We start from the raw sequence: 22,859 nt of genomic DNA on the forward strand, positions 1-22,859 counted from the left end.
GGTTGGACGAGGTGATGTATTCCTTTTCCCTCGTCCTTTTGGTGCAAGTACACCTAAATATCCTCGATGTACTTTTAAGGCCACCAAACCTTAACGGTGACGGAAGACTGGTGCACGTTTGCTCAGAAATGCATGCATACCTTCCTTCTGACCATCAGTCGCAAATGCTGCCTGAAACAGTCTGCGCTCGTGCAACATACCTTCAGCTAAACCAACTTCCAGTGCGCGATTAACCGCTTCTTTCGCCATACGTACCGCTGGTGCATTATAGCCAGCGATCGTGTGTGCTGCTTCCAACGCTGTTTGTAATAATTCCGCTGAAGGGACAATACGAGCCACTAGCCCAGCGGCCTTGGCCTCAATAGCATTAATGCTTCGTCCAGTCAGGATTAGATCCATAGCGAGTGACTTACCAACTAATCGAGTAAGTCGTTGCGATCCACCAATCCCAGGCAAAATACCCAACTTAATCTCTGGCTGTCCGAAGTGTGCATCTTCAGCAGCAATAATAAAGTCACACATCATAGCTAACTCACAGCCACCACCTAGTGCATAACCACTAACGGCTGCAATGATAGGTTTACTGATGCTTAGTAATTCCTGCCAAGCAGCGAAAATATCATTTGCTTGCAGTTCAGCGAAGGTTTTATCTGCCATCTCTTCGATATCGGCACCTGCTGCGAAAGCTCTTGGGCTACCCACAATGACAATAGCGCCGATGTTGTCATCAGCATCGAATTGTCGAAGAGCGGCAACTACTTCACGAGACATACACACGTTCAGCGCGTTAAGGCTTTTTGGTCTGTTTAGGGTAATTAATCCTACACGTTCACGTCGCTCAACCAAAATGGTCTCATAGCGTTGTGCAGAGACTGACTCAACAGGTGTATTGGCTGCAGTCGCAGATTTTGTAGCGCTAGCTTGAGTATTTACATTTTTATTAGCTGATGTAACTGATGCAGTCATGAGTGTTATCTCCTAGATAAAACAATAATCGAAAAAAATTTAAGCAATGGCCTGCTTTAGTTGGTCATTGTCTTCTTGTGGTAGTGGTTCATCATCTGTGCCAACGGCAGGAGCGTAATCCCCAGTTCCCGACATTAGTTCGGCGAGAATGCTTTCGCGATGCTCATTGAGTCCTGGTGCACGCAGTGGAGTGGAAACATCAATATCAGCAAAGGTGTTGATCTTGATTGGATTACCTGCTGTTCGGAAAGCTCGACCTGCTTCACCTTGAACCTGAATAATCATGTTTCGTGCAGTGAGCTGAGGATGATCGAGCAACCGGTCAATGGTATTAATCGGTGCACACGGAACGCCAGCTATGTTTAACTGATCAATCCAATGATCCATAGGTTTTGTACGTGTGATCTCCTCAATCGCCTGAACTAGCGCAGGACGATTACGGCAACGTAAATCATTGGTGACGAATCTTTGGTCAAGTGCTAACTGTGGGTTGCCAAGTACATCTGCCATAAGCATGAAAAGCTGATCATTACCAGCTGCAATTACGAAACGACCATCTTTCGCTAAAAAGGTCTCAAACGGTGCAAGTGATGGGTGGTTATCACCTGTACGTGTAGGAACTTTACCTTCCACATCAAAACGTGCTATTGCAGTCTCCATAAGTGCGGCTTGGCAGTCCAACATACCAATGTCGACGCGCGAGCCCTGCGCATCGCGAGTACGCTTGTAGAGCGATGCTACGATGCCAATAGCTGCAAATAAAGCAGCACTAAGATCGCCAAAGCTCGTACCAACTCGCGCTGGTGGAGCATCAGGCCAACCAGTCAAGCTCATAATGCCGCCCATTGCTTGTACCACCATGTCATAACCTGGTAGATCACTGAGTGGACCCGTGTGTCCAAATCCAGAGATAGAAGAATAAACAAGATGTGGGTGAGTCCGTGCAAGTCTTTCAGCACCGTAACCTAAACGATCCATCACACCAGGTCGGAAGTTCTCAACCAATACGTCTGCCTGATCAAGCATCCGTTCGAGCAGATCACGGTCCCGCGGACTTTTGATGTCTAACGCGATACTCTCCTTGCCTCGGTTAAAGCACATAAAATACGCTGATTCATCGTCAATAAATGGTCCAAATGCACGAGTATCATCACCCGTAGCAATTCTTTCGATTTTGATGACACGTGCCCCAAGGTCAGCCAGTATCATTGTGCAATACGGTCCTGCAAGAACACGTGAAAAATCCAGAACAGTGATGCCATCTAGCGGCCCTTTTTTCGGGGGCAAGCCTTGTGAGGTATCCAATGTTACATCTCCTTGTTTAACAAATTTTGTATCCCTACTGATCAAGTGAATGGCTTCTTTGGTCATCATGAGTGCTGAGCTGTTGGTATTACTGATCCAAATATTTTTTCATAAATTAATTAGACTAATAGTCTAGAAATAAGTAAAAAAAATATTGAAGCTTTACAACATATTGGACAAACATTCGACACATAGACAGGCTAATCCGACATCAAATATATTAGACCACTCACCTAGAAATAGAGTAAAAAAGACTAGGGGTGCTTGGATACTAGACTAAGCATTTTTACAAGTCAACTAGTAATATTTTACTAATTCAGTTACATTTATTTCCAATATATTCCTATAAATTCAACTACTTATCTCCGATATATAACTCTATTTTTATATAATGACGAACTTATGCGAGGAGAAAATTTAAAAAAAATAATGTGTCATTAAATGAAAAATAATAACAATTTTTAAATAACTAAGTTAATTTTTCATCATTAAATTCTCTTATAAATCTATAATTCAGAAATGCATGCTGGTCTAAATTCTCTTAAATTTTCAATATCTGTATGTTCGCCTTCCTTGTGAAAGCATACTCGCATGACTTTATTATCGATTTTTTAGCTTCATTAATATTTACTTACAAACAGTATCACAATGTTTTTAAAAATAAAAAATAGAAATATCCTACAAACCATGAAGCTTATCGGAGAACCGCAGTTGTTAATTGAGTTAAGTATATTGCAATTAATAGACACTCAGTCTAATATTAAGAAACAAGGACAAAATCACTTTCCTTTTCATTAATCGTTTAGACCTTGGTGGTTACCAATGTCTTTTTTTGGACTCATTTATAGACACATGGTCTAATTATTTTAAAATAGTTCAAGAATTAGCTACTTTTCAAGGAGGACAGTAGTTTAGAAAAGCCATTTCAATGGCTAATAGACGCCCAAATGAATTGGGATCTGATGGATCAACATCAATGTTGAATAATTAAACATGGAAGACGGAACCTACAAAATGGAGGGTTCCCAATTATTTAAAACCAAGGAAATGGAAACATGAATAAACGAATTTTAGGTGTAGTTTTTGGAACTACGCTTGCATGCTTTCAAGCACAAGCGGCCGAGTTCAAATGCCAAGATGATGTGAAACCTGCACACTTGACTGCCGAGGAACAAAAGCTGGTAGACCAGTTCTGGGCCGAATCCTTAGTCTATTTGGACCAATACCTCAAAGCGCTTGAGACACCTACTGGTCAATGCAAAGACTCAGCACAAGCAACGACCCAAACATATTCCTCAGAAACGGGAAAAGCACAAACACGTTGTATTATGAAATACCGTGATGTAGAACTGGTCGCGAAACATCTCAAAGCTGTACTAGCCGAGCCAGACAAAGCAAAGACATGTTTCGATTCACAAAAGAATTATAAAGCGTTCCCACTCTACACCCCAAACGCTGAGGTGCAAAAACTATCAGCAACCTCCAAATGGATTAATCGCCCGTTATTAACCGATTACTATAAAAAATTGGGCGGAGAAATCGGCGCAGCTGGTCTGGAGTTGAACGAAAATTTTTTAGCAATTACTTCACGTACCGACACTAAGGCACACTGGACGAAGGATATCAGTATCAAAGGATTACCAACGCTTTGGTCTTCCGTAGGTTGGATTCCGTTTTATGCTGAGAATCCAAATGCGGGAAGTGACCGTTTCCGTGGTGGATATCTTTATGCAGAGCTCATGGGACCATGGGGTAATTTACGAATTAAGGAAATTGATGGTGAAAAAGTGGGTGCAGAGATTGGCATGACCGTTCAATTATTCAATACATCCTATCCCTACCATTATCACCATCCTCAAGAGATTTATATGACACTGACCAAACCTCAGTGTATTGATCAAAATAAACATATGGTCATGCATTGGGACAGCGACCAGTTCAAACAAAAGCGTAGTGACAATGGATGGACGGTAAATATCGATGGCTCTAAAGGAAAATGGAAAAAGTGGTTTTCCACTCAAGATCCAGACCAAAAATGGCTGACCTATTTTGAACGTAACGCAATCCATGCATTTCACGCACTTGAAGGATGTAATCAGACGATTAAAAATTCTGGTTTAGTCACTGTTTGGGCACGCACGACAGCACAGGACAACGAACAAACAACTCAGCTTTGTCGACCAGTGTCTGGTACAAAAGATATAAAAACTATGAAACCAGAAGACAAAGCCGTCTGTGAATTACACGACTGGAAGCCATAAATATGAATAAGATTATGATAAGAATATTCGCAAAATCCACTTTAAGTTGTTTATTAGTCTCAATGTCTTTACCAACGAATGCTGGCATCACTTTTGGTGATGCTCAAAATAAACTTGGGGCAGTCACAGTTTCAGGAACCTTACGAGCTAATTATCAAGACAAAGATTATGGTGAATCTGCTTCTGATCAGAAAATTAAATTCGATGCAGCCATTTTAAATGTAGCTTATGAATCACCAGACTGGTTTGGTAAATTCCAATATCGCTGTTATCAATACGATAAATTCTGTGATTTCTCAACATTAGTACAGACTTATGCAGGATACCGCTTAAATACAACCGATAATATTACAGTCGGTTTACAACCAATTCCTTTTGGACCTGGACGATATTGGGATAGCAGTTTCTATGCAGGTATTAACAATACTATGGGCCTGCAAGATGCTTTAGATTTAGGTGTGAACTATCACTTTGAAATGCCAACTACGACTAAAGTGGATTTGGCTTATTTCGCAACTGATGGTGGTAATTACCACGGGACCAGTAAAGATTCAGCACGCTATACGGCTAATGTTGTTACCTCATCTGATCCACTTAAAACCAACCTAAATGAAAAAAATATGTGGATGGCACGCGTTGATCAAGACCTTAAGTTTTTAAGTATTGATGATTTGAAAGTATCGGTTGGGGGAAGCTACTGGTATTCAGCTATTGAAAATAAAAAGACATCTGCCGATGGAAATCGAAATACATGGGCCGTGTTTAACCGCATTAACTATAAAAGCCTGAATGTGGTACTGACAGGCGGCAGACAGTCGATTAGCAACAAAGATGCTTTAAGCCCAACAAGCTCTACTTTTGGTTCGTTTGATAGTGAATACAACATTGCCAATAAGGGCTATTTCTATACGGTTGATACGAGTTATACCTTTAAGAACGTACGGAATTCTCTCAACATAACGCCCTATTTTGTATTTAGTGGTTTCAATAAAAAAGAACCAAACTTTGATGACTCACAGCGTAACATCGTAGGTGTGGTATGGGACTACAAAAATGTTTCGCTCTATACCGAATATTTAATGAGTCAAAACGATCCATTTATTGGTGGAACGGGCAACTCACTTGCAGCAGGTGACGATGGAAAATGGAATAAATTATTTAACATCATGTTCCAATATAATTTTTAAATTTCTAAAGAGAAATAAAATGAGTAGCGATCTATTTGATCGCTCTCTTTTTTGAATTATATAGGTACCGAAATTGGTATGACCGTGCAATTATTCAAAATGTCCTACCCTTGCCGAGCTTCTTGAAGCTCTTTCTACAATCTAATTTGCCTCCATTAACTATTAACAGCCTTATAGTCCTGTTAAGAGATAAAACGCCTTACAATTTAAAGGCGTTTTATCATTAACTAAGGATTAGAAATTAATAACAAAATAAAGTGCGATAGGAACCGTAACCAAAGCCAGCATTGTACTTAACATGACTGACGTAGCCGCTTTTTCGGGGTGTAAGCCCAAAGTATTTGAGATTACAACAACATTGCCAGCCATTGGTGTAGCAACCATGAGGGCAATAATCTGCAAGATTTGTTTATCTACTGGAATAATAAACATGAAGATCAATATGCCAACAATTGGGTAAATAAGATGCTTCCATGTCAATGATAAGGCTGAGAAAAGCCAATCCACTTCAATTTTAGAGAACTTTGCAATCGTGACACCAATAGTCATCATGCCTAAAACACTATATGCGCCTTTAAAGTTCGCCAGAAATGAAAGGAGCACATCGTTAAATTGAACATCGAGATATTTAAAAACGATACCAATAAATGCTGCGTACAAGATCGGCATTTTGACGACTTTCAAAATACTCTCTTTTATATTTAATGAGCCCTTGGCGGTAAGGAAATAGCCGACTGTAAACTTATAAAGGTTGATGCCGATAATGATAAAAATAGCGATCGCAATTTGTGTTTTGTCAAAGATTGCGAGTACAAGTGGAAGTGCAAAATAGCCAGTATTCCCTGTGCCTGCAGCAAAGCCAAATAGGTTTACACGACTATCTTTCCAGAAACATCTTGCAAACATTAGACCAGCGACAGCCATGAAGGATGCCAGTAAAAATGCACCCAAAGAATACTTCAGATATGTCCAATTGGCGGGGGATTCCACAATTGAATAAAAGATCGCAAAAGGAGAAATAATATAAACGAGCAATGTTGAAATATCTTTTGAGTCCAGTTTGAACTTTTTACCTACTCCCCAACCAACAACAGAGATTGCGATTAATAAAAAAACTCTTAGTACAACTTCAAAAATCATCTTTAAACCTACTATTCAATATCCAAAACCGTGGCTGATGAGAATGTGTATGTCCCATAACATCTCTGCAGCCATCGTTTCCCTGTAATCTCGCCACGCCCATGTAAACAACGGAGATTATTAAAAATAATCAGATCACCAGCATCCCAAGACTTTTGAATTTGGCATTCAAAGACAGCGGTTTTTAATTCAAATAAAGCACACTCGCTTGCGTCATCAGTCGCATTGACGTTATGTAAAGCAGCCTTGATTTCGTAATGCCCATCCACCAAGTCAAAGATAGAACTTCGAATACGTCTATTCTTTACTTTGAATGTTTCAGGGGCTGTATGTACAAAACGAGGTTCAACCAAGACCTCTCTGGATTTCTGGCTGAGCTTGTTTACAACATCAGATAGCTTAACCAAGTTAGTCGAAGTCTTTTTTTCATCTACTAGACACATCAACGACAGGGTGTGTGGTCTGATATTTCTCGACAAATAGGCTCCATCGGGTATGAAAGTCGAACTCTGCCACGCCTTCACTTGAGATGCTTTTATTATCAGCATGATCAACAGGGGTGATCTCATGGACCAAAGCACCTTGCTTTTCTTCTTTGAAGGCAAATGGATTCAAACCACAAGCCTTTGTGATACCCAAAAGAACGAGCTCTGAAATATATCCCTTTGTGTAGGGTCTGGAGGCACTTGTCGGTGGTGGGCACAACGGATCATCAATGGGGAGATTTGAAAACTCAATTAGACCTCCACCTATACGGAGTTCATTTAAATGAATATCTCTTAAATTGAGATACTTTCTTGCCAAACTCGCACTGTGTTCGATAATTGATGATGTAAGGCATTCATTAAATTCTGGCAATGCTTTTAATTCATTTTTCCAAGAATTAGCACAATGTTCCTCAATCTTGATTTGCATGATGTTCCTATGACGCAATTTGATTATTATAAAGTTTCAGATATTTACTAATTTTAAAATTTAGAGCGGTAAAAATGGACTCATCTCCCAAACTCTAAGATGTTTAATTACAAGCTATAAAATAAATGTTATTCGAAGTCCTATTCATAAAAATGGGAAAAACAAGTTCTTTAATTTAAATATATTGAAAACTACATATAAAAAACAGAACAACCAATCATGGAAAATATTTTACTAATTAGTATGACCTAAGTAGGTAATACGAATTTTAAAATCTAGCCAACACGATATATTTAAGTTTTATTAATCAATTGTGTCATTGGCATTTTGTTTAATGGAGCTTGAATTTGTATGCATAATTTGCATCGCTTTATACTTTTTTTCATTATTATTTAATAATAAATTCGTTTAAATTCCACGTATTTCCCCTTCATTAAATTGGATTTAATGTTCTTGGAATTAGTTTAAATTAACACCATTAAATAGTTTTAATTTATAATTTTTATAAATCAATAGATAACAAATCATTTTTTAATTATTTCACATAGATTTTTATTTTTTGCAAAAATCTCCTGAAATTAAATTTGATTGTTAGAATTTATAACGATGAGATGGCGAAAATAATTTATACAATATCTGGGTAAAAAACAAACCTAAATACAAGTTTATATTTAGGTTTATTATAATAAATTATTTCAAGCCAAAAGTCTGTCTAATACTTTTATCAACTGGCCCACTCGGCATAAATCGACGTAATTTACTTAATAAAGAGGCCTGCCCTGATGGTGTCCAACGCATTTTCCAATCATTAAGTGCAGCCGAAACAATTGTATTAGCAACACTCTCAGGCTCAGGAGCCTGATCTATTTGTTTTAATATGGCATGAGTCGCTAAATTACGTTCATTATCATATTCAGGAATTTTGTAACTTGTTACAGGAGTATTCTTGTCCAAATTAGTTTTCGTAAATGATGGTTGGACAATTGATGCCCGAATTCCAAATTGACGAAGCTCATGATCTAAAGATTCAGATAATCCTTCAACCGCATGTTTAGTCGCTGAATATAATCCCATATACGGTGAAGGTAAGAAACCTAGTACTGAACTAACATTTATAATTCTTCCATAATGCTGTACGCGCATATAAGGCAATACTGCTTGTGTGGTACGAAGGATACTAAATACATTGGTGTTAAATAAAAATTCTGCATCTTTTATCGAGGTCTCCTCTACTGCACCAATTAAGCTTGCACCAGCATTATTAACCAAAATATCAATACGCCCAGCTTTATCAATAATATACTGAATCCCGAGTTGGACAGAGTCTTCATCTGACACATCCATCTCAATAAGTTCAACACCATCTAAAGGTTGAGCTTTGACTTTATTTCTTACTGTTCCGAAAACTTTGTGTCCGAGTTTTGCAAATTTTTCGGCTGTAACTTTCCCAATACCAGAAGAAACACCTGTAATTACAACTACTTTTGAGTTAGACATATGAACTCCTATAACTTTTTAAATTTGATCATTGAACCGCTGGTTTAGTCCCGATCTTGAACCAGATTGAATACATGGCAGGTAAGAACACCAACGTTAATATAGTTCCTGCAAGAGTTCCGCCAATGAGTGTGTAAGCTAATGTCCCCCAAAACACTGAGTGAGTTAGAGGAATAAAAGCTAAAATGGCTGCTAAAGCCGTCAAGATTACTGGTCTAGCACGTTGTACAGTAGCCTCAACTACAGCATCGAAAGGATCTAATCCTGCTTGTTTGTTATGCTGAATTTGGCCAATTAAGATGAGGGTATTGCGCATTAAAATCCCAGATAAGGCAATCAAACCCACCAAGGCATTAATACCAAAAGGTTGTTGAAATAAAAGAAGTGTAGGTACAACCCCTATTAAACCCAAAGGACTTGTTAAGAACACCATGATCATTGCCGCGATAGATCTCACTTGAAGAATGATAATCAGCAAGGTCATTGCTAACATGATTGGAAAAATAGGAAGCATAGCTTTCGTGGCTTTACCTGACTCTTCAATCGAGCCTGCTTCAATAATGTGATAACCCTTTGGTAGATCTTTAATGATTGACTCAAGCTGTTTGGTAATTGCAGTAGATACGTCTGGTGGTTGTAATCCTTCAGCAATATCTCCACGAACAGTTATTGTTGGTATCCGATCGCGGCGACGTATAACAGGTTCTTCCATGCGGACTTCGATTTTACCAATTTGCGCAAGAGGAATTCGCTGTCCACTTTCCCCTGTGAGTGTAAAATCACCAATTTTTGCAGGGTCTAGCCTGATATCACCTGCAGAACGGGCAACAACCTGTACTGTACGAATATCTTCACGTACAGATGTAATCGGAATACCTGTTAATAAAAACTGTAATTGCTGTGCCACTGAAGCCGAAGTGAGACCAACACCTTGTAGACGGTCTTGCTGTAATGTGAAATGAAGCACTGGTACACGAGTTCCCCAGTCTGTATTTACAGTTCTCATCATTGGGTTAGCGTTCATCACATGCTGAACCTGAGCTGCAATAACGCGTAACTTTTCTGGATCAGGTCCTGTAACCCGATAAGCTACTGGATATGGTGAATATGGCCCAAAGACTAGTTGTGTTACACGTAGCTGTGCCTCCGAAGCAAGTCCATTAGAAATAGCTTGTCTTAAACGGTGTTTTAATGCTTCACGTTCTTCTTGGTTGTCAGTTCGTATCACAATCTTAGCAAAGGATGGATCTGGTAACTCAGACCCCATTGAGAAATAAAAACGAGGTGCACCTTGACCAATATACGATGTCACAATCTTTGCTTCATTTTGCTTCTCTAACCAAGCTTCTACTTTAGCTGTAGCAATACTCGTTTGAGTAATTGATGTGCCGTAAGGCATTTGTACTTCAATAAGAACTTCTGGTCGATCAGAGATTGGGAAAAATTGTTTTTTCACCAATGCCATTCCACCCACTGATAAAACAAATAACCCTATAACGCTACCAGCAACAAGCCATTTACGTGCAATCACACGTTCAAGAATTTGTCGGAATTGGTTATATCTTGGTGTGTCATAAATTGCTTTATGTCCACCTTCAACTTTTTTAAAATCAGGTAACATTTTCACACCTAAATAAGGAGTGAACACTACAGCAACAACCCATGAAGCAATCAGTGCAATACCCACAATCCAGAACATATTACTGGTATATTCACCAGCTGTAGATCGAGCAAAACCATTCGGCATAAATCCAACAGCAGTGACTAATGTTCCAGAAAGCATAGGTGCCGCTGTATGGCTCCATGCATAGGCTGATGCAGCTATGCGACTAAAGCCCTCTTCCATTTTCACAACCATCATTTCAATAGCGATAATGGCATCGTCAACCAAAAGTCCTAAAGCAAGAATGAGAGATCCTAGGGTAATTCGGTCAAAATTCTTACCTGTTGCGAGCATTACTACAAAAACAATGGCTAGTGTGAGTGGTACAGCCATTGCAACGACAATACCAACGCGCCAGCCCATACTAATAAAACTTACAAACATCACCACAAGCAATGCTGCAAAGAACTTAATCATGAACTCATCTACCGATGAGCTAATATTGACCGCTTGATCAGTCACTTTGTTTAAACTGATGCCCAAAGGTAAATCTTGATTAATTGAACCAACTTCTTTCTCTAATGATTTACCAAGATCTAATCCATTCCATCCTTCGCGCATCACGACCCCTAACAGTAAGGTCGGTTCCCCACCATTACGAATCATAAATGTTGCAGGGTCTTCAGTACCTCGTTTAACTGTCGCAATATCTGACAATTTCAAAGTGCGACCTTGAGCCGTTATCGGCGTATCACGGATTTTTTGCAACTTGTCAAAAGCACCATCTAATCTGACAAAAACTTGAGGGCCTTTGGTTTCAATAGAACCAGCAGGTGTAAGCACATTCTGATTATTCAGTGCAGCAAATACATCTTGTGGATTAACGCCAAGTGTCGCCAAACGCTCATGCGAAAATTCAATGTAGATACGTTCTGGTTGCTCACCAATAATGTTGACCTTCTTAACCCCAGGTACATGAAGCAACTGCTGTCTAATTGTTTCTGCATCACGCACTAGTAATCTTTGTGCTTCATTTTTGGCCTTCAATGAATATAAAGCAAAAGTTACATCCGCATATTCATCATTAACAAGTGGGCCAATAACCCCAGCGGGTAAATTACTCATTTCATCATTAGCTTTCTTTCTAGCTTGATAAAATTCCTCCTGAACCTGTGATGGAGGAGTACTATCAAGTAAAGTCAGTGTCGTAAAAGCTAAGCCAGGTCTGGTATAAGTTTCTGTTCGATCGTACCAACGCAGCTCCTGCATCCGTTTTTCGATTTTTTCAGCAACTTGATCTTGCATCTCTTGAGCAGTTGCCCCAGGCCAAGCCGTCACAATGGTCATAACCTTCACTGTAAAAGCGGGATCTTCAGCTCGACCTAATTTAAAAAAAGCGACAATGCCTGCAATTGAAATCAAAAAAATCAGAAATAGCGTAATACCGCGTTCACGCACAGCAAGGGCCGATAAGTTAAATCCTTTTTCACTCATGAGTGGTCCCCTTCATTTCCAATTGAAGGATGAATCGCTTGTGATGCAATACGTACCAATTGACCTTCTCGAAGCAAATGCGCACCTAAAGCAACAATTCGATCTCCACTTTGAATACTGCCAGTGACATAGGCATATTCATCATCAAGCTGTTTCACAACAACGGGACGCCATGTAACTTTTTGAGTTTTTTTATTAATTACCCAGACTCCAGCTCCTTTACCCTTATCAAATAAGGAACCGATTGGTACTTGTAAAAAATGTTGTGGACTCTGATTTTGATTGGCAATACGAACAGTAACCGTTGAACCTAAAGGAGCGTTTGCTAAATCTCCTTCTAATACAAAACGTGCTTCAAAAGTACGAGTAAGCTGATCAGCTGTGTTTGATAACTGTCTAAGCTTAGCTGGGACACTTATATTTTCTTTACCAAAAAGTGTAGCTTGACCCATAGCCCCGATTACAGGACGTAATGTCTCTGGAAGCTGAATGATTGCTTCCCTTTGCCCAGAATGGGCAAGACGAATTACAGTTTGACCAGCACTCACGACCTGCCCAGGTTCAGCAAGTGTTTCCATAATTGTGCCATCACCATCTGCAATTAAATCCGCGTAGTGGCTTGCGTTTAAAGAGACCTTAGCTTGGGCTTGGGCAGAGTTTAGTTGAGCTCTTGCTGTATCGGCTGCAGCCTTAATTTGATCATAAGCCGAAACTGATATAGCTCCACTTCCAAGCAAATCACGATATCTAGCTTCATCTTTTTCTGCTTGCTCAGAACGTGCTCTAGCTGCATCAACAGTTCCTTGCTGAGCTTTAGCAGCAAGTTCCAAATCAACTGGATCAATATGCATTAATAACTGCCCACGTTTTACCGTCTGACCTGCTTCAACAAACCGCTTAATTACTTTGCCAGAGACACGAAAACCAAGATCACTTTCTACTCGTGCTCCTATCGTGCCTGTAAATGCTCTTGAGTCGGAAGTGATTTCGTCTTGTACAGTTGCAACTCGTACTAATGGAGCAGAAGTACGGGGGTCAGATTGCGTATTTTCAGCACACCCAAACAAGAAAAAAGGAAAAATACATAATGCTGTAAACGGAATAAGGCGACGATAAAGCATATTTGAGCCCCCCCTTAATAAATTAAACAGGAGACTCATTTTTAATCAAGTGACCAATTTAGTCAATAGTCACAAAAACTATTATGGAGATAAACTTCTCAGTACAAGGCTAGAAAGCAAGACTGGAGCATCGGTGTTATATGAAATACTATGTTGTAAAAGTAGTGGGTGAAGATATGGTCTCATAACTAAATAAATAGCTTTTACAGCTTCATCAATAGGTGTTTTTCTTTCAAAATCACCTATTTGACGACCTTCTTGAAGAATGTTTTGTAGTACTTTAAGAATTCTATTTTCATAAGCGACTGTTGCATCCCATTTCTCAGAAGCAGCAGAAGCAGCAATTTCATAAAGCTTACGTTCTTGAGAAAATAATCGAAGACTTGCCTCAACAATTACTTTAAATAACACCCGTAATTTTTCTGCTGGATATTCCGCTTTATTAATTTCAATACTCACTTCCTCCTCAATTTCACGTAAACAATTGGCACATATCATCTCGCCAATTGCTTGTTTAGATTCAAAAAATTTATAAATATAAGCTTTAGAAAAACCTATAGATTTTGCAAGATCAGAAACTGTAGTTTTCTCATAACCATAGCGGCTGAAATGCTCTGTAGCGGCACTCAGGATTTGATCTCTTACATCATGATCTTCTGGTCCTCGCTTCGAAACAGGATAACTACTTTTTTCTCTACTCATATTTTCAATTTAAACCTTTATCTGGAAGTGGCAGTTTAACTCTTGCGAAATAATATTGACAACCAGTGACCAAATTGTATTATAGTCACAATTAAACTTTTGTTCAAAATCTCGTCTCGGGGGAAATATGTTATCTAGATCTATCGTTCTCCTACCAATCATCATAAGTACTCTTACTGCGTGTACTGTAGGTCCTAATTATAATCGTCCTCAAATATATCTACCCGAGCAATACCTTGGCGCATCTTCAAATTTATCAAATGAAAATAGCAAAGCAGATATTGCCGTATGGTGGCAAAGTTTCAATGATCCGCAACTTACTAAATATGTCACATTAGCCTTAAAACAAAATCTTGATCTAGCACAAGCATATACTCGTGTGACCCAAGCCCAAGCTGGATTATCAGCGACTAATGCCTCTTTACAACCAATTGGTACTGTTGGTGCACAAGCTGCTAAGGTTTACCAATCTGTTGAAACACCATTGGGACAAGTTTTAAATTCGATGCCTGATTTTGAGAGACATGGTAGTTCATATGATGCAAATTTAAGTGCAACGTGGGAGTTAGATATTTTTGGCGGTCTTCGCAGAGATCGTGAAGCAGCGCTTGCAAATTATCAGGCTGCAAATGCAGGAGGCTCAGCAGTCCGATTAATGGTCACAGCTCAAACTGCTGATATTTATATTAATATTAGGGGTATTCAATCTCGACTAGACATTGCCCATCAACAATTACAAACACAACAACAACTTCTTTCAACCATTAATCTTTTATACAGCAAAGGATTAGCTTCTGAATTTCAGGTCAAACAAGCTAAAGCGAATGTTACTCAAGTTCAAGCTGTAATTCCTGCTCTTGAAATGAATCTAGACATTGCCATGAATGCCCTCGACGTCATGCTAGGAACAGTACCAGGAACTCACCGAGCAGAACTCGCTGAAGTAAAACCAATTCCGGTTATTCCTCAGATTGCAGAAACAGGAACACCTCGTGATCTTTTACGTAGACGACCAGATATCATCATGGCTGAAAGGCAATTGGCAGCTTCAAATGCACGCATTGGCAGTGCGATTGCAGAATATTACCCAAAGGTCTCTCTAGGCGGTTTGATAGGTAGTGCAACCACAGCAAGTGGAAATTTATTTTCAAGTGGTGCAAATCAGGCTGTGGGCTTATTAGGCTTACGTTGGCGTTTATTTGATTTCGGTCGAATTAATGCAGAAATTCGCTTAGCTAAGGGACAAGAAGCCGAAAAACTTGCAGCCTACCAATTAGCCGTCTTACATGCGACGGAAGATGTAGAGAATTCATTAACAACTTTGTCCAAACGACAAGAACAGTTAATTGCTCTTCAAGATGGAGAAAATGCATTAAAGCATGCACAGAAAATCGCTCTAATTGCCTATCAAAAAGGAATTAACAGTCGAATAGAAGTATTACAAGCAGATTCAAATGCTTTGCAATTTTCAGATAGAAAACTTCAGGCCCAAACCGATTCAGCCCTTGCGGTTGTAGCCGTTTACAAATCATTAGGTGGCGGTTGGCAGGCTCAAAAATTTTAAAGGTAAATATTTAATTATTTACCTTTACTACTTAAATGGTTTTAAAAATGTAAGGAAAACAAGATGACTACATTATCCGAACTCATAAATAATTATGATTTCAATCAACCCCTTTCAATCCCTAAAAATTGGTTACAAGGACGTACAATTTATGGGGGATTATCAACTGCATTAGCTTTACAATTCATTTTAAAAAAGCTGGATTCAACACATAATCTGAGATTACGCTCTGCCCAAGTAGCTTTCATTGGCGCTATGTCAGAACATATTGAATTTAAATTCGAGATTTTAAAAAAATCTAAATCATCACAATGGTATAAGGTTGAAGGCTTTTCTAACGGAGAACTTGGGTTATCAATTAACTTCCTATTTACACAAGATCGGGTAAGTAAAATTAATCATGATTTTACTTTATTACAGAATGTGAGATCTCCTGAAAACTATCAACGCTTACAAGATCCTCAAGCCCCTGCATCATTATCAAATTTTGATCTGCGTCCTGCAGGTGGCTCTATTCCAGTTAGTTCAGCAAAAAAACCTGAAATCATCGCATGGGTTAGAAATCTTGATGATTCAAATATTGATCCTTACGTTAGTCTGATTACCCTTGCAGACAGCCTACCTCCTGCCGCGATGACCACTTTTACGGAATTTGCTCCTGTAAGTTCTATGAACTGGAATTTTGATCTTCTCCACCCAATTGAAAAGTCTGAGTGGCATTTATTACGTGCCAATAGTATTTTCTCAGAAAATGGCTATTCCTATCAACAAATGCAAATTTGGAACTCTAATGGAGATCTAATCTTACAAGGTACCCAAACCGTAGCAGTTTTTTTATAAAAATTTTAGTTTTTATAACGTAACCATCTAGAATTTTTAGATTTAGACTGGACTGAATAGCCACCTATTTTTTAGACTGCGTAATTGAGGAAATGGACTGCCACCACTCTCCTAGACAAATTTAGTCTATTCTTTTTGCATAGGAGAGAACCTTATGGGCATGCTTCAATGCATAATCTATGCTCAAAGCTCTAGCATCAGCTAATGCATTGTGAGGAATCATAGAATTCTTTGTCGTAAGTGACAAATCAAGTAAGAAGCCCAATACAGGTACATTGATACATTGCCCTTGTCCTAAGAGTAAAATACGGTTAAATAACTCTATATCTGAAGGATAGTCAGCTACGATAGTAATGTGATCCTCTTCTTGAGAGTTAACTTCCCATAAGAAATTGCACAGCTTCTTCACTAACTCCCACATAGGAATAGCGGATTGCCCTAACTTTGGAAGTACATGTTGTACGACAAAAGGACTAGGACTCTTACAGTTTACCACCTCATAAAACTCATATTTACCATCAATAGACACCAATCCTAATGAAATCAAATCACCTGTACCTTGATCATGCCAACCATTAAATTCACAATCTAAAAATAAATACATTTCTCATCTCTAATTTGGATAGTTGGTTCTTAAATATAAGAAGAAAGCTTACTTAAATTCAAGTGAGGTTGGCCAGATGCTTACGATACACGCTCGCTTGATACGAAACAACCTAGTGTCTAACGCTATAATAAACTTTATCTATTTTAGCTTTTAAGACAACATAAACTGACATTATTGATAAAATACATATTGCTATCGTGAATGAAGATCGAGCAATTTTTTGAAACCCCTCCTCCTGTAATAAATAAATTAAAGACCGTAACTAGGGCTGAGCAAAATCAGTAACTTCACCTTCTTGATAAAAGATGTTTTGAATAGCAAATGAAGTCTTTATTTTTTTTGAAACATTTTATGCAAGCATTTGAATACATTGAGTATAAAAATGACAGCTTATGTGTCGCAAATAATTGTTCCTGATTGTCATCAAGCACTCTAAGTCTTTGATTATTTGTATATGAAAATGTCAACTCATGTGTCGCATGACGGCGGTTGGCACAACTTCACTGGAGAGATTCACAGCAAGTTTAATCTCTCCAGTGAAGCACGTTAATCATTATGCGGAAATCCTGCGCTATCTCATTGTTGCTATATGATGGTCTAACCTGATCTTTAGAGACTAGCCTAATGTATTCCATAAGAAGCACAAATCTCCTTATATTTTTCTACACATGTGCATCTCAAAGTGATGAGATACACACTATATTTTCAAAATAATTTGACTCATAAACCTATTTTGGATGGAACAGACTCAAGCATCTAAAATTGTTTATATTCACACAGTAGCCGTGACTTTTCCCCATACACGCACACGGCTAATGCCGCCATCTGGGATCATGTTGACGCGAATATGTGAGATTTTCTCGTGCGCTAAAACTGGGTTGATATAACTGTGTATATGATCCATTTGCATGTCTTGAGCTTCGAGTAAAAATGGCCAGAACATACTTTGCGGAATCAATTGTGGATCTGTTGCATCTTCAACATATACCGCTTGAATGGAAACCTGTGCTGGAAAGTTACCTTTAAAATGGGCGGTATCAATTTCGATTTTTTCAATCTTCCCTGCTTGCCCTAAAGCCAGTACACACCAATCAAACCCCGGTTCACGACGACGCTTCGTTTCCCAGCCATCCCCCATGTTGATTCCACGTCCAGGATTAATCAGGTTACGCGGATGACCATAGTGTGCATCACTGTAGGCAATGACACGTCCACCATTTTCCAGAGCGAGTAAATCGAGTATTTGATCGCTTTTTTGAAGTTGAATCTGCACTTCACCATAAATACGTAACCGTGCAACACCACCATCAGGAAAAATATTCAGGCGAATATGCGTAAACACCTGATTCGATGCAATATCAAAAATATGGTGCTGGCTTGAACCTAAAATACTATTGGGCAATAAATCAATCCATTCGGCCTGCTCCAGCTCATCATGCGGTGCATAGCACGCTTCAAGTGAAGCTGATGCAGGATAGTTGCCTGTAAAGAATGTGGTATCGATATCTATGCCATGAATTTTTCCTGCGACCCCCAGTTTAACGATGCACCAATCATAACCCGCATGACGTTTACGCCGAGTTTCCCAACCATCCATCCATTTGCCGTGATCATCAAACTTATCTTCAACAAAAATTGGGGCATCAGCATTGAGCATACGTTTAGCTTCTGCAAAGAAATCGTCAGAGCAATCTATGATTTTGGCTCCAATTCGTTCATCTGCCAGATTGGTAAACGGCTGTAAATAGGTCGGAATATCAAAAATTGGTGCGAGTAAAGTTGCCATATATTTTCCAAGTTGAATCAGTTTTAAATAAAAAATTTGAGAATAAAAAGTACAGTGCCTGCTTATTGCAGATGATCATGTTGTGAATCATCCTTGTCTGTCAGATCAATACTTCCATGCCATCGTCAATTTCTAAAAAGTTAAGCATTACTTTTGATTGGGATAGTCATAATCGCCCCATTTACTGGTACGAAGTCCTAATCCATGCAATGCTTCGAGTAATTTCACTGCCGCAGTCACACCGTCTATCACAGGGATATTTAATTGTTTTGAGATAGATTCGACATGCTTAGACATGCCACCACAACCCAAGACAATCGCACCAATGCCATCATTTTCTTTTGCACGCAAACAGGTTTCGAGTAATTTGTCGTAGGTTTCTTTTTCGTTTTTTTCAAGATCAAGTACAGGTAAATCAATGCAATGGATTTTTTCGCATTTATGGCTATAGCCGTATTGATGTAGCAAATGCTCTGCAATAATTTTGGTTCGTTTCAGCGTTGTAACGATAGAAAACTTGGTTGCAATGAGAGTCGCCATATGAAAAGCCGCTTCTGCTATGCCAATAACAGGAGCATTGGTTAACTCTCTTGCTGCATCTAAAGCAGGATCACCAAAACAGGCAATGATATGTCCATCGACGTGTTGAGATTGACCTTGTTGCACGAGTTCTAATAAATGAAAGGATGCAATGGCTTCATCATAGTGCCCTTCTATAGATGCAACCCCCTGACTTGGGGAGACTGCAATAATTTCTGTTGAATCAGCTGCAACTTTAATTGCACTTTCAGCAATAGACTGTGTCATTTCCAGACAAGTATTCGGATTAATTACTTGAATACGCATGATGAACCTTGAATATTTTTAAACAAATTGAAAGACCCTTAAATTAAAGATCTTTCCGAGTAATGGACTCCGCCAATCATGATGAACAGAGTCCGAGGAGAAATTAAGTCATTGATTTAGAATATTTAGTTGATGATTTCATACTAATAAAGCTGTAAGTCACCACCCCTAGCCCCATCCCAATAAACCAGCTGAAATTTGCAACTGCATGGAACTGAGGCAGCAATACACAGAGAATTGGAATAATGGCAGAAGGAATCAGGGCATAAATCGCTTGATGGTTATAACCATTTTTATACCAATAGCTTCCGTTGCGATCTAATGTATAAAGATCATCGACAACAATATTTTGTTTTTTAATGAAATAATAATCTGCAATTAAAATACCGAACAAAGGCCCAATGAATGCACCTAAAATATCAATGGTGTAGTGAATGACTTGTGGATTGTTAAACAGATTCCATGGGGTAATAAAAATCGAACCTACGGCAGCGATCATCCCTCCCATACGCCAACTGATTTTATTTGGTGATACGTTTGAAAAGTCGAAGGCTGGAGAAACAAAGTTCGCCACAATATTGATGCCGACAGTTGCAATCATGAGCGTTAGACTGCCTAAGATCACCACAAAGGTATTGTCTAATTTTCCGACCATTTCCACAGGATCAGTAATAAGTTTGCCGTAAATTGGTAAAGTCGCGGCGATACACACCACCGTTAATAATGAAAAACCAAGGAAATTCACTGGCAAACCTAAGAAGTTACCAAATTTGACCGCTTCAAAAGATTTACCATAACGCGAAAAGTCACCAAAGTTTAAAACAGGGCCAGAGAAGTAAGACACAACCAGTGCAATTGCGCCAATCATCACAGGTAAAACATCTAGACCTTCATATTTGACCCCACCAAGATTGAGATCAATATTTTCCCAGCCCACTTGTGTGACTAACCAAGCAGCCATGGCAAACATCACCACATAAACCGCTGGCCCAGCCCAGTCAATAAACTTGCGAATACTGTTCATGCCTGACCAGAACACCACAGCTTGCAAAACCCAGAGTGTCATAAAACCCACCCAACCGAGGTATGAAAGTCCCAAGAAACCATACTGTTTAACATCGGCATACGCAGTCATTTCTGGATTGAACTTGAGAATCACCAGAATAAAAGCACTCGATGCCAAATAAGTCTGGATTCCGTACCAAGCAACCGCAATCAGGCCACGGATAATTGCAGGAATATTGGCCCCTAAAACACCAAAAGTTCCTCGGCAAATCACAGGAAAAGGTGTACTGGTTTTTTGGCTTGGCTTGGCGATCAGATTGGCAAAAAATTGTACGATCACAATCCCGATAAGCAGTGAAATTAAGACTTGCCAACTGTTTAAACCGAGTGCAAACAAACTTCCTGCGGTCACATAGCCACCAACGCTGTGGACATCTGACATCCAGAAAGCAAAAATGTTATACGAGCCCCAAGTCTGCTTTTTGAGCGGTGCTAAGTCCTGATTGGTTAATGCTGGATCATAACTTGGCTTTATTAATGCTTCTGATTTGTTATCCATTGTCATTACTCACTTCATATTCATATGCATGTGTAAGCTCTAATTTATTGACATTGAGCTCACGGCTTTATTGCTTAACCTAGAATGAAAATCTGACGCCTAGTGCTGTGGAAAGCTGATCTTGGTTGGCATAGCCTCCACCAGCAAGTGATGAATCTGTATTGACTAAACTCTCACTAGATCCCTTATAATTTTTAAGATAGGCAACGTTTGCGATAAGACTCAGTGGCTCAGATAGCTTGTAAATTGCCAGAGTTCGGTAAACCACGGCATTATTTTCAAAGGTCATATTTTTCTTGTAGATGATGTCACCTGACAAAGTGAATTTCGGTGTAAATGCATAATCTACGCCAACTTCAGTTGCCCAAGCTTTTTGTTTTGCTGAATTACTGGCAATTGCAGCGTATTGTCCTGGTCCTGAAATATCCGCATAGGCAAAACCCAAACGTGTCGTGAGTTTGTCGAAGCTATACTTCGATGCGAGGGTCGTTAAGCGGTAATGGTTACTGGTATCTTGAGCTTCATGATCTTCGTATGCAGCGCCCAGCAACATTTTATTGGTCGTGTATTTTGCTGCACCTGAAAAAATTTGCCCGTGAGTGTTTTTTGAAGAATCATCTTTGGTCGCGTAAAATCCACCAAACTGCCAGCCTGTCATTTCTGGGGAAACATATTTTAAGGTCTTACTATATAACTCACTGACAGCATCAAATTCCGACATTTTGAACACTGCGCCTGAGTTGTAACCGCCTTTAAAAACACTTCCGACAAACCAGTCATCATTAAATGTCCATTGCTTACCCACACTCACCGCACCATATGGCGTTTTTAGCCCAACATAAGCATTGCGGTCAAAAAGCTCACCCTCTTTATTTTGTTCCCCTGTTGATGGCTTAAAACCCGACTGCAAGTTGAAAAATGCTTGGTAATTGTCATCCAGTTTATAACTGCCACTAAATCCAATATTCGATACACCCAAAATACTGTCTACAGCTTCAGTCTTGCTTTTGTTCCCTTCTTTGACATTCGTTACAGAAGCAATCCCAGTGTCGATTACAGCCGAAATACGGAAGTTCATATCTGGCGTATTAAATTCTACGCCTGCATAACTCAATCCTGTACACGACATCGTTAAGCCAAACAGAATTTTTCTTTTCATTTTTAGCGCATCTTTCCCCAAAACATTGCTCATCGCTTTACCCCATAAAACAAGATTGTTGATAATATTGATTGAAATTGTGCACAATCTGTATTTTGCAAAAACTAAGCCAATTTTTTTTGATCGAAGAAAAATAATGAACGTGTATTTTTAAAATTAACCTAAACACATAATATTTATATTTTTTTAATTTTAATTTTAACTATTAATTCTAAACATTCATTGATAAGATGATTCAATATAGTTCGATTTGCATTGCAAATTTGATTTTGAAATGTGCACCATTTTGAAATTTGAATGCA

Annotated in this window: 18 protein-coding genes; 4 read left to right on the top strand and 14 right to left on the bottom strand. The window is 39.0% G+C overall.

The genetic code is table 11. The features are described from left to right. Nucleotides 1-90: 90 nt before the first annotated feature. Together LVY74_RS00820 and LVY74_RS00825 are read right to left on the bottom strand one after the other, a co-directional pair. The gene (locus LVY74_RS00820; RefSeq protein ID WP_237813406.1) at nucleotides 91-966 is read right to left on the bottom strand and encodes an enoyl-CoA hydratase; all 876 of its coding nucleotides are present in this window, start codon (nucleotides 964-966) and stop codon (nucleotides 91-93) included. A 39-nt stretch (nucleotides 967-1,005) separates the two neighbouring features. Beyond that, the gene (locus LVY74_RS00825) at nucleotides 1,006-2,271 is read right to left on the bottom strand and encodes a CaiB/BaiF CoA transferase family protein (protein ID WP_237813407.1); all 1,266 of its coding nucleotides are present in this window, start codon (nucleotides 2,269-2,271) and stop codon (nucleotides 1,006-1,008) included. A 1,055-nt stretch (nucleotides 2,272-3,326) separates the two neighbouring features. On the opposite strand from LVY74_RS00825, the gene dddY reads away from it, so the two are divergent. Further along, the gene (dddY, locus tag LVY74_RS00830) at nucleotides 3,327-4,532 is read left to right on the top strand and encodes a dimethylsulfonioproprionate lyase DddY (RefSeq protein WP_269090914.1); all 1,206 of its coding nucleotides are present in this window, start codon (nucleotides 3,327-3,329) and stop codon (nucleotides 4,530-4,532) included. A gap of 14 nt (nucleotides 4,533-4,546) precedes the next feature. Then, nucleotides 4,547-5,719: a hypothetical protein gene (locus tag LVY74_RS00835; protein ID WP_237813409.1), complete on the top strand. Its 1,173-nt coding sequence runs from the start codon at nucleotides 4,547-4,549 to the stop codon at nucleotides 5,717-5,719. A gap of 234 nt (nucleotides 5,720-5,953) precedes the next feature. Here the strand turns inward: LVY74_RS00835 and LVY74_RS00840 are convergent, their stop codons facing one another. The 7 genes from LVY74_RS00840 to LVY74_RS00870 all read right to left on the bottom strand — a co-directional run bounded on the left by LVY74_RS00840 (nucleotide 5,954) and on the right by LVY74_RS00870 (nucleotide 14,191). Beyond that, nucleotides 5,954-6,859 (bottom strand): AEC family transporter, encoded by a 906-nt coding sequence (locus LVY74_RS00840; RefSeq protein WP_237813410.1) that lies wholly within the window; start codon nucleotides 6,857-6,859, stop codon nucleotides 5,954-5,956. 11 nt (nucleotides 6,860-6,870) lie between these two features. Then, entirely contained in the window at nucleotides 6,871-7,302 is a 432-nt protein-coding gene (locus LVY74_RS00845; protein WP_330847859.1) for a TauD/TfdA family dioxygenase, read from the bottom strand. Next, entirely contained in the window at nucleotides 7,286-7,774 is a 489-nt protein-coding gene (locus LVY74_RS00850; protein WP_237813412.1) for a hypothetical protein, read from the bottom strand. The genes LVY74_RS00845 and LVY74_RS00850 overlap by 17 nt, the downstream gene beginning before the upstream one ends. Before the next feature lie 690 nt (nucleotides 7,775-8,464). Beyond that, entirely contained in the window at nucleotides 8,465-9,271 is an 807-nt protein-coding gene (locus LVY74_RS00855; protein WP_237813413.1) for an oxidoreductase, read from the bottom strand. A 28-nt stretch (nucleotides 9,272-9,299) separates the two neighbouring features. Beyond that, complete coding sequence (locus LVY74_RS00860; RefSeq protein WP_237813414.1) at nucleotides 9,300-12,368, bottom strand: efflux RND transporter permease subunit; 3,069 nt, start codon at nucleotides 12,366-12,368, stop codon at nucleotides 9,300-9,302. Further along, nucleotides 12,365-13,489, bottom strand: coding sequence for an efflux RND transporter periplasmic adaptor subunit (locus LVY74_RS00865; protein WP_237813415.1), 1,125 nt, complete (start codon nucleotides 13,487-13,489; stop codon nucleotides 12,365-12,367). Before LVY74_RS00865 ends, LVY74_RS00860 begins: the two co-directional genes overlap by 4 nt. Nucleotides 13,490-13,570: 81 nt before the next feature. After that, nucleotides 13,571-14,191: a TetR/AcrR family transcriptional regulator gene (locus tag LVY74_RS00870; RefSeq protein WP_237813416.1), complete on the bottom strand. Its 621-nt coding sequence runs from the start codon at nucleotides 14,189-14,191 to the stop codon at nucleotides 13,571-13,573. Nucleotides 14,192-14,318: 127 nt separating this feature from the next. Here LVY74_RS00870 and LVY74_RS00875 point away from each other — a divergent pair, with 127 nt between their 5' ends. Beyond that, entirely contained in the window at nucleotides 14,319-15,755 is a 1,437-nt protein-coding gene (locus tag LVY74_RS00875) for an efflux transporter outer membrane subunit (protein ID WP_237813417.1), read from the top strand. 63 nt (nucleotides 15,756-15,818) lie between these two features. Continuing rightward, complete coding sequence (locus tag LVY74_RS00880; protein ID WP_237813418.1) at nucleotides 15,819-16,595, top strand: thioesterase family protein; 777 nt, start codon at nucleotides 15,819-15,821, stop codon at nucleotides 16,593-16,595. Between the two features lie 121 nt (nucleotides 16,596-16,716). On the opposite strand, the gene LVY74_RS00885 is transcribed toward LVY74_RS00880, so the two are convergent. The 5 genes from LVY74_RS00885 to LVY74_RS00905 form a co-directional block, all read right to left on the bottom strand. Then, nucleotides 16,717-17,199, bottom strand: a complete 483-nt coding sequence (locus LVY74_RS00885; protein WP_171265590.1) for a 3'-5' exoribonuclease — start codon at nucleotides 17,197-17,199, stop codon at nucleotides 16,717-16,719. 775 nt (nucleotides 17,200-17,974) lie between these two features. Further along, nucleotides 17,975-18,988 carry an allantoicase gene (gene alc / locus LVY74_RS00890; protein ID WP_237813419.1) on the bottom strand — a complete coding sequence of 338 codons (1,014 nt, stop codon included), beginning with the start codon at nucleotides 18,986-18,988 and terminating at the stop codon, nucleotides 17,975-17,977. Nucleotides 18,989-19,135: 147 nt separating this feature from the next. After that, complete coding sequence (locus tag LVY74_RS00895) at nucleotides 19,136-19,834, bottom strand: aspartate/glutamate racemase family protein (protein WP_237813420.1); 699 nt, start codon at nucleotides 19,832-19,834, stop codon at nucleotides 19,136-19,138. A gap of 103 nt (nucleotides 19,835-19,937) precedes the next feature. After that, complete coding sequence (locus LVY74_RS00900) at nucleotides 19,938-21,398, bottom strand: NCS1 family nucleobase:cation symporter-1 (protein WP_237813421.1); 1,461 nt, start codon at nucleotides 21,396-21,398, stop codon at nucleotides 19,938-19,940. A gap of 79 nt (nucleotides 21,399-21,477) precedes the next feature. After that, the gene (locus tag LVY74_RS00905) at nucleotides 21,478-22,590 is read right to left on the bottom strand and encodes a porin (RefSeq protein ID WP_237813422.1); all 1,113 of its coding nucleotides are present in this window, start codon (nucleotides 22,588-22,590) and stop codon (nucleotides 21,478-21,480) included. Between the last annotated feature and the right edge of the window lie 269 nt (nucleotides 22,591-22,859).

It is taken from the genome of Acinetobacter sp. ME22 (genome assembly GCF_022012315.1).
Taxonomy (GTDB): Bacteria; Pseudomonadota; Gammaproteobacteria; order Pseudomonadales; family Moraxellaceae; genus Acinetobacter; species Acinetobacter brisouii_A.

Coding starts and splice junctions, on each gene's coding strand:
- LVY74_RS00845 (WP_330847859.1), bottom strand. CDS start 7,302: ATGTGTCTAGTAGATGAAAAAAAGACTTCGACTAACTTGGTTAAGCTA.
- LVY74_RS00875 (WP_237813417.1), top strand. CDS start 14,319: ATGTTATCTAGATCTATCGTTCTCCTACCAATCATCATAAGTACTCTT.
- dddY (WP_269090914.1), top strand. CDS start 3,327: ATGAATAAACGAATTTTAGGTGTAGTTTTTGGAACTACGCTTGCATGC.
- LVY74_RS00840 (WP_237813410.1), bottom strand. CDS start 6,859: ATGATTTTTGAAGTTGTACTAAGAGTTTTTTTATTAATCGCAATCTCT.
- LVY74_RS00850 (WP_237813412.1), bottom strand. CDS start 7,774: ATGCAAATCAAGATTGAGGAACATTGTGCTAATTCTTGGAAAAATGAA.
- LVY74_RS00900 (WP_237813421.1), bottom strand. CDS start 21,398: ATGGATAACAAATCAGAAGCATTAATAAAGCCAAGTTATGATCCAGCA.
- LVY74_RS00870 (WP_237813416.1), bottom strand. CDS start 14,191: ATGAGTAGAGAAAAAAGTAGTTATCCTGTTTCGAAGCGAGGACCAGAA.
- alc (WP_237813419.1), bottom strand. CDS start 18,988: ATGGCAACTTTACTCGCACCAATTTTTGATATTCCGACCTATTTACAG.
- LVY74_RS00905 (WP_237813422.1), bottom strand. CDS start 22,590: ATGAGCAATGTTTTGGGGAAAGATGCGCTAAAAATGAAAAGAAAAATT.
- LVY74_RS00865 (WP_237813415.1), bottom strand. CDS start 13,489: ATGCTTTATCGTCGCCTTATTCCGTTTACAGCATTATGTATTTTTCCT.
- LVY74_RS00880 (WP_237813418.1), top strand. CDS start 15,819: ATGACTACATTATCCGAACTCATAAATAATTATGATTTCAATCAACCC.
- LVY74_RS00885 (WP_171265590.1), bottom strand. CDS start 17,199: ATGTATTTATTTTTAGATTGTGAATTTAATGGTTGGCATGATCAAGGT.
- LVY74_RS00895 (WP_237813420.1), bottom strand. CDS start 19,834: ATGCGTATTCAAGTAATTAATCCGAATACTTGTCTGGAAATGACACAG.
- LVY74_RS00820 (WP_237813406.1), bottom strand. CDS start 966: ATGACTGCATCAGTTACATCAGCTAATAAAAATGTAAATACTCAAGCT.
- LVY74_RS00855 (WP_237813413.1), bottom strand. CDS start 9,271: ATGTCTAACTCAAAAGTAGTTGTAATTACAGGTGTTTCTTCTGGTATT.
- LVY74_RS00860 (WP_237813414.1), bottom strand. CDS start 12,368: ATGAGTGAAAAAGGATTTAACTTATCGGCCCTTGCTGTGCGTGAACGC.
- LVY74_RS00835 (WP_237813409.1), top strand. CDS start 4,547: ATGATAAGAATATTCGCAAAATCCACTTTAAGTTGTTTATTAGTCTCA.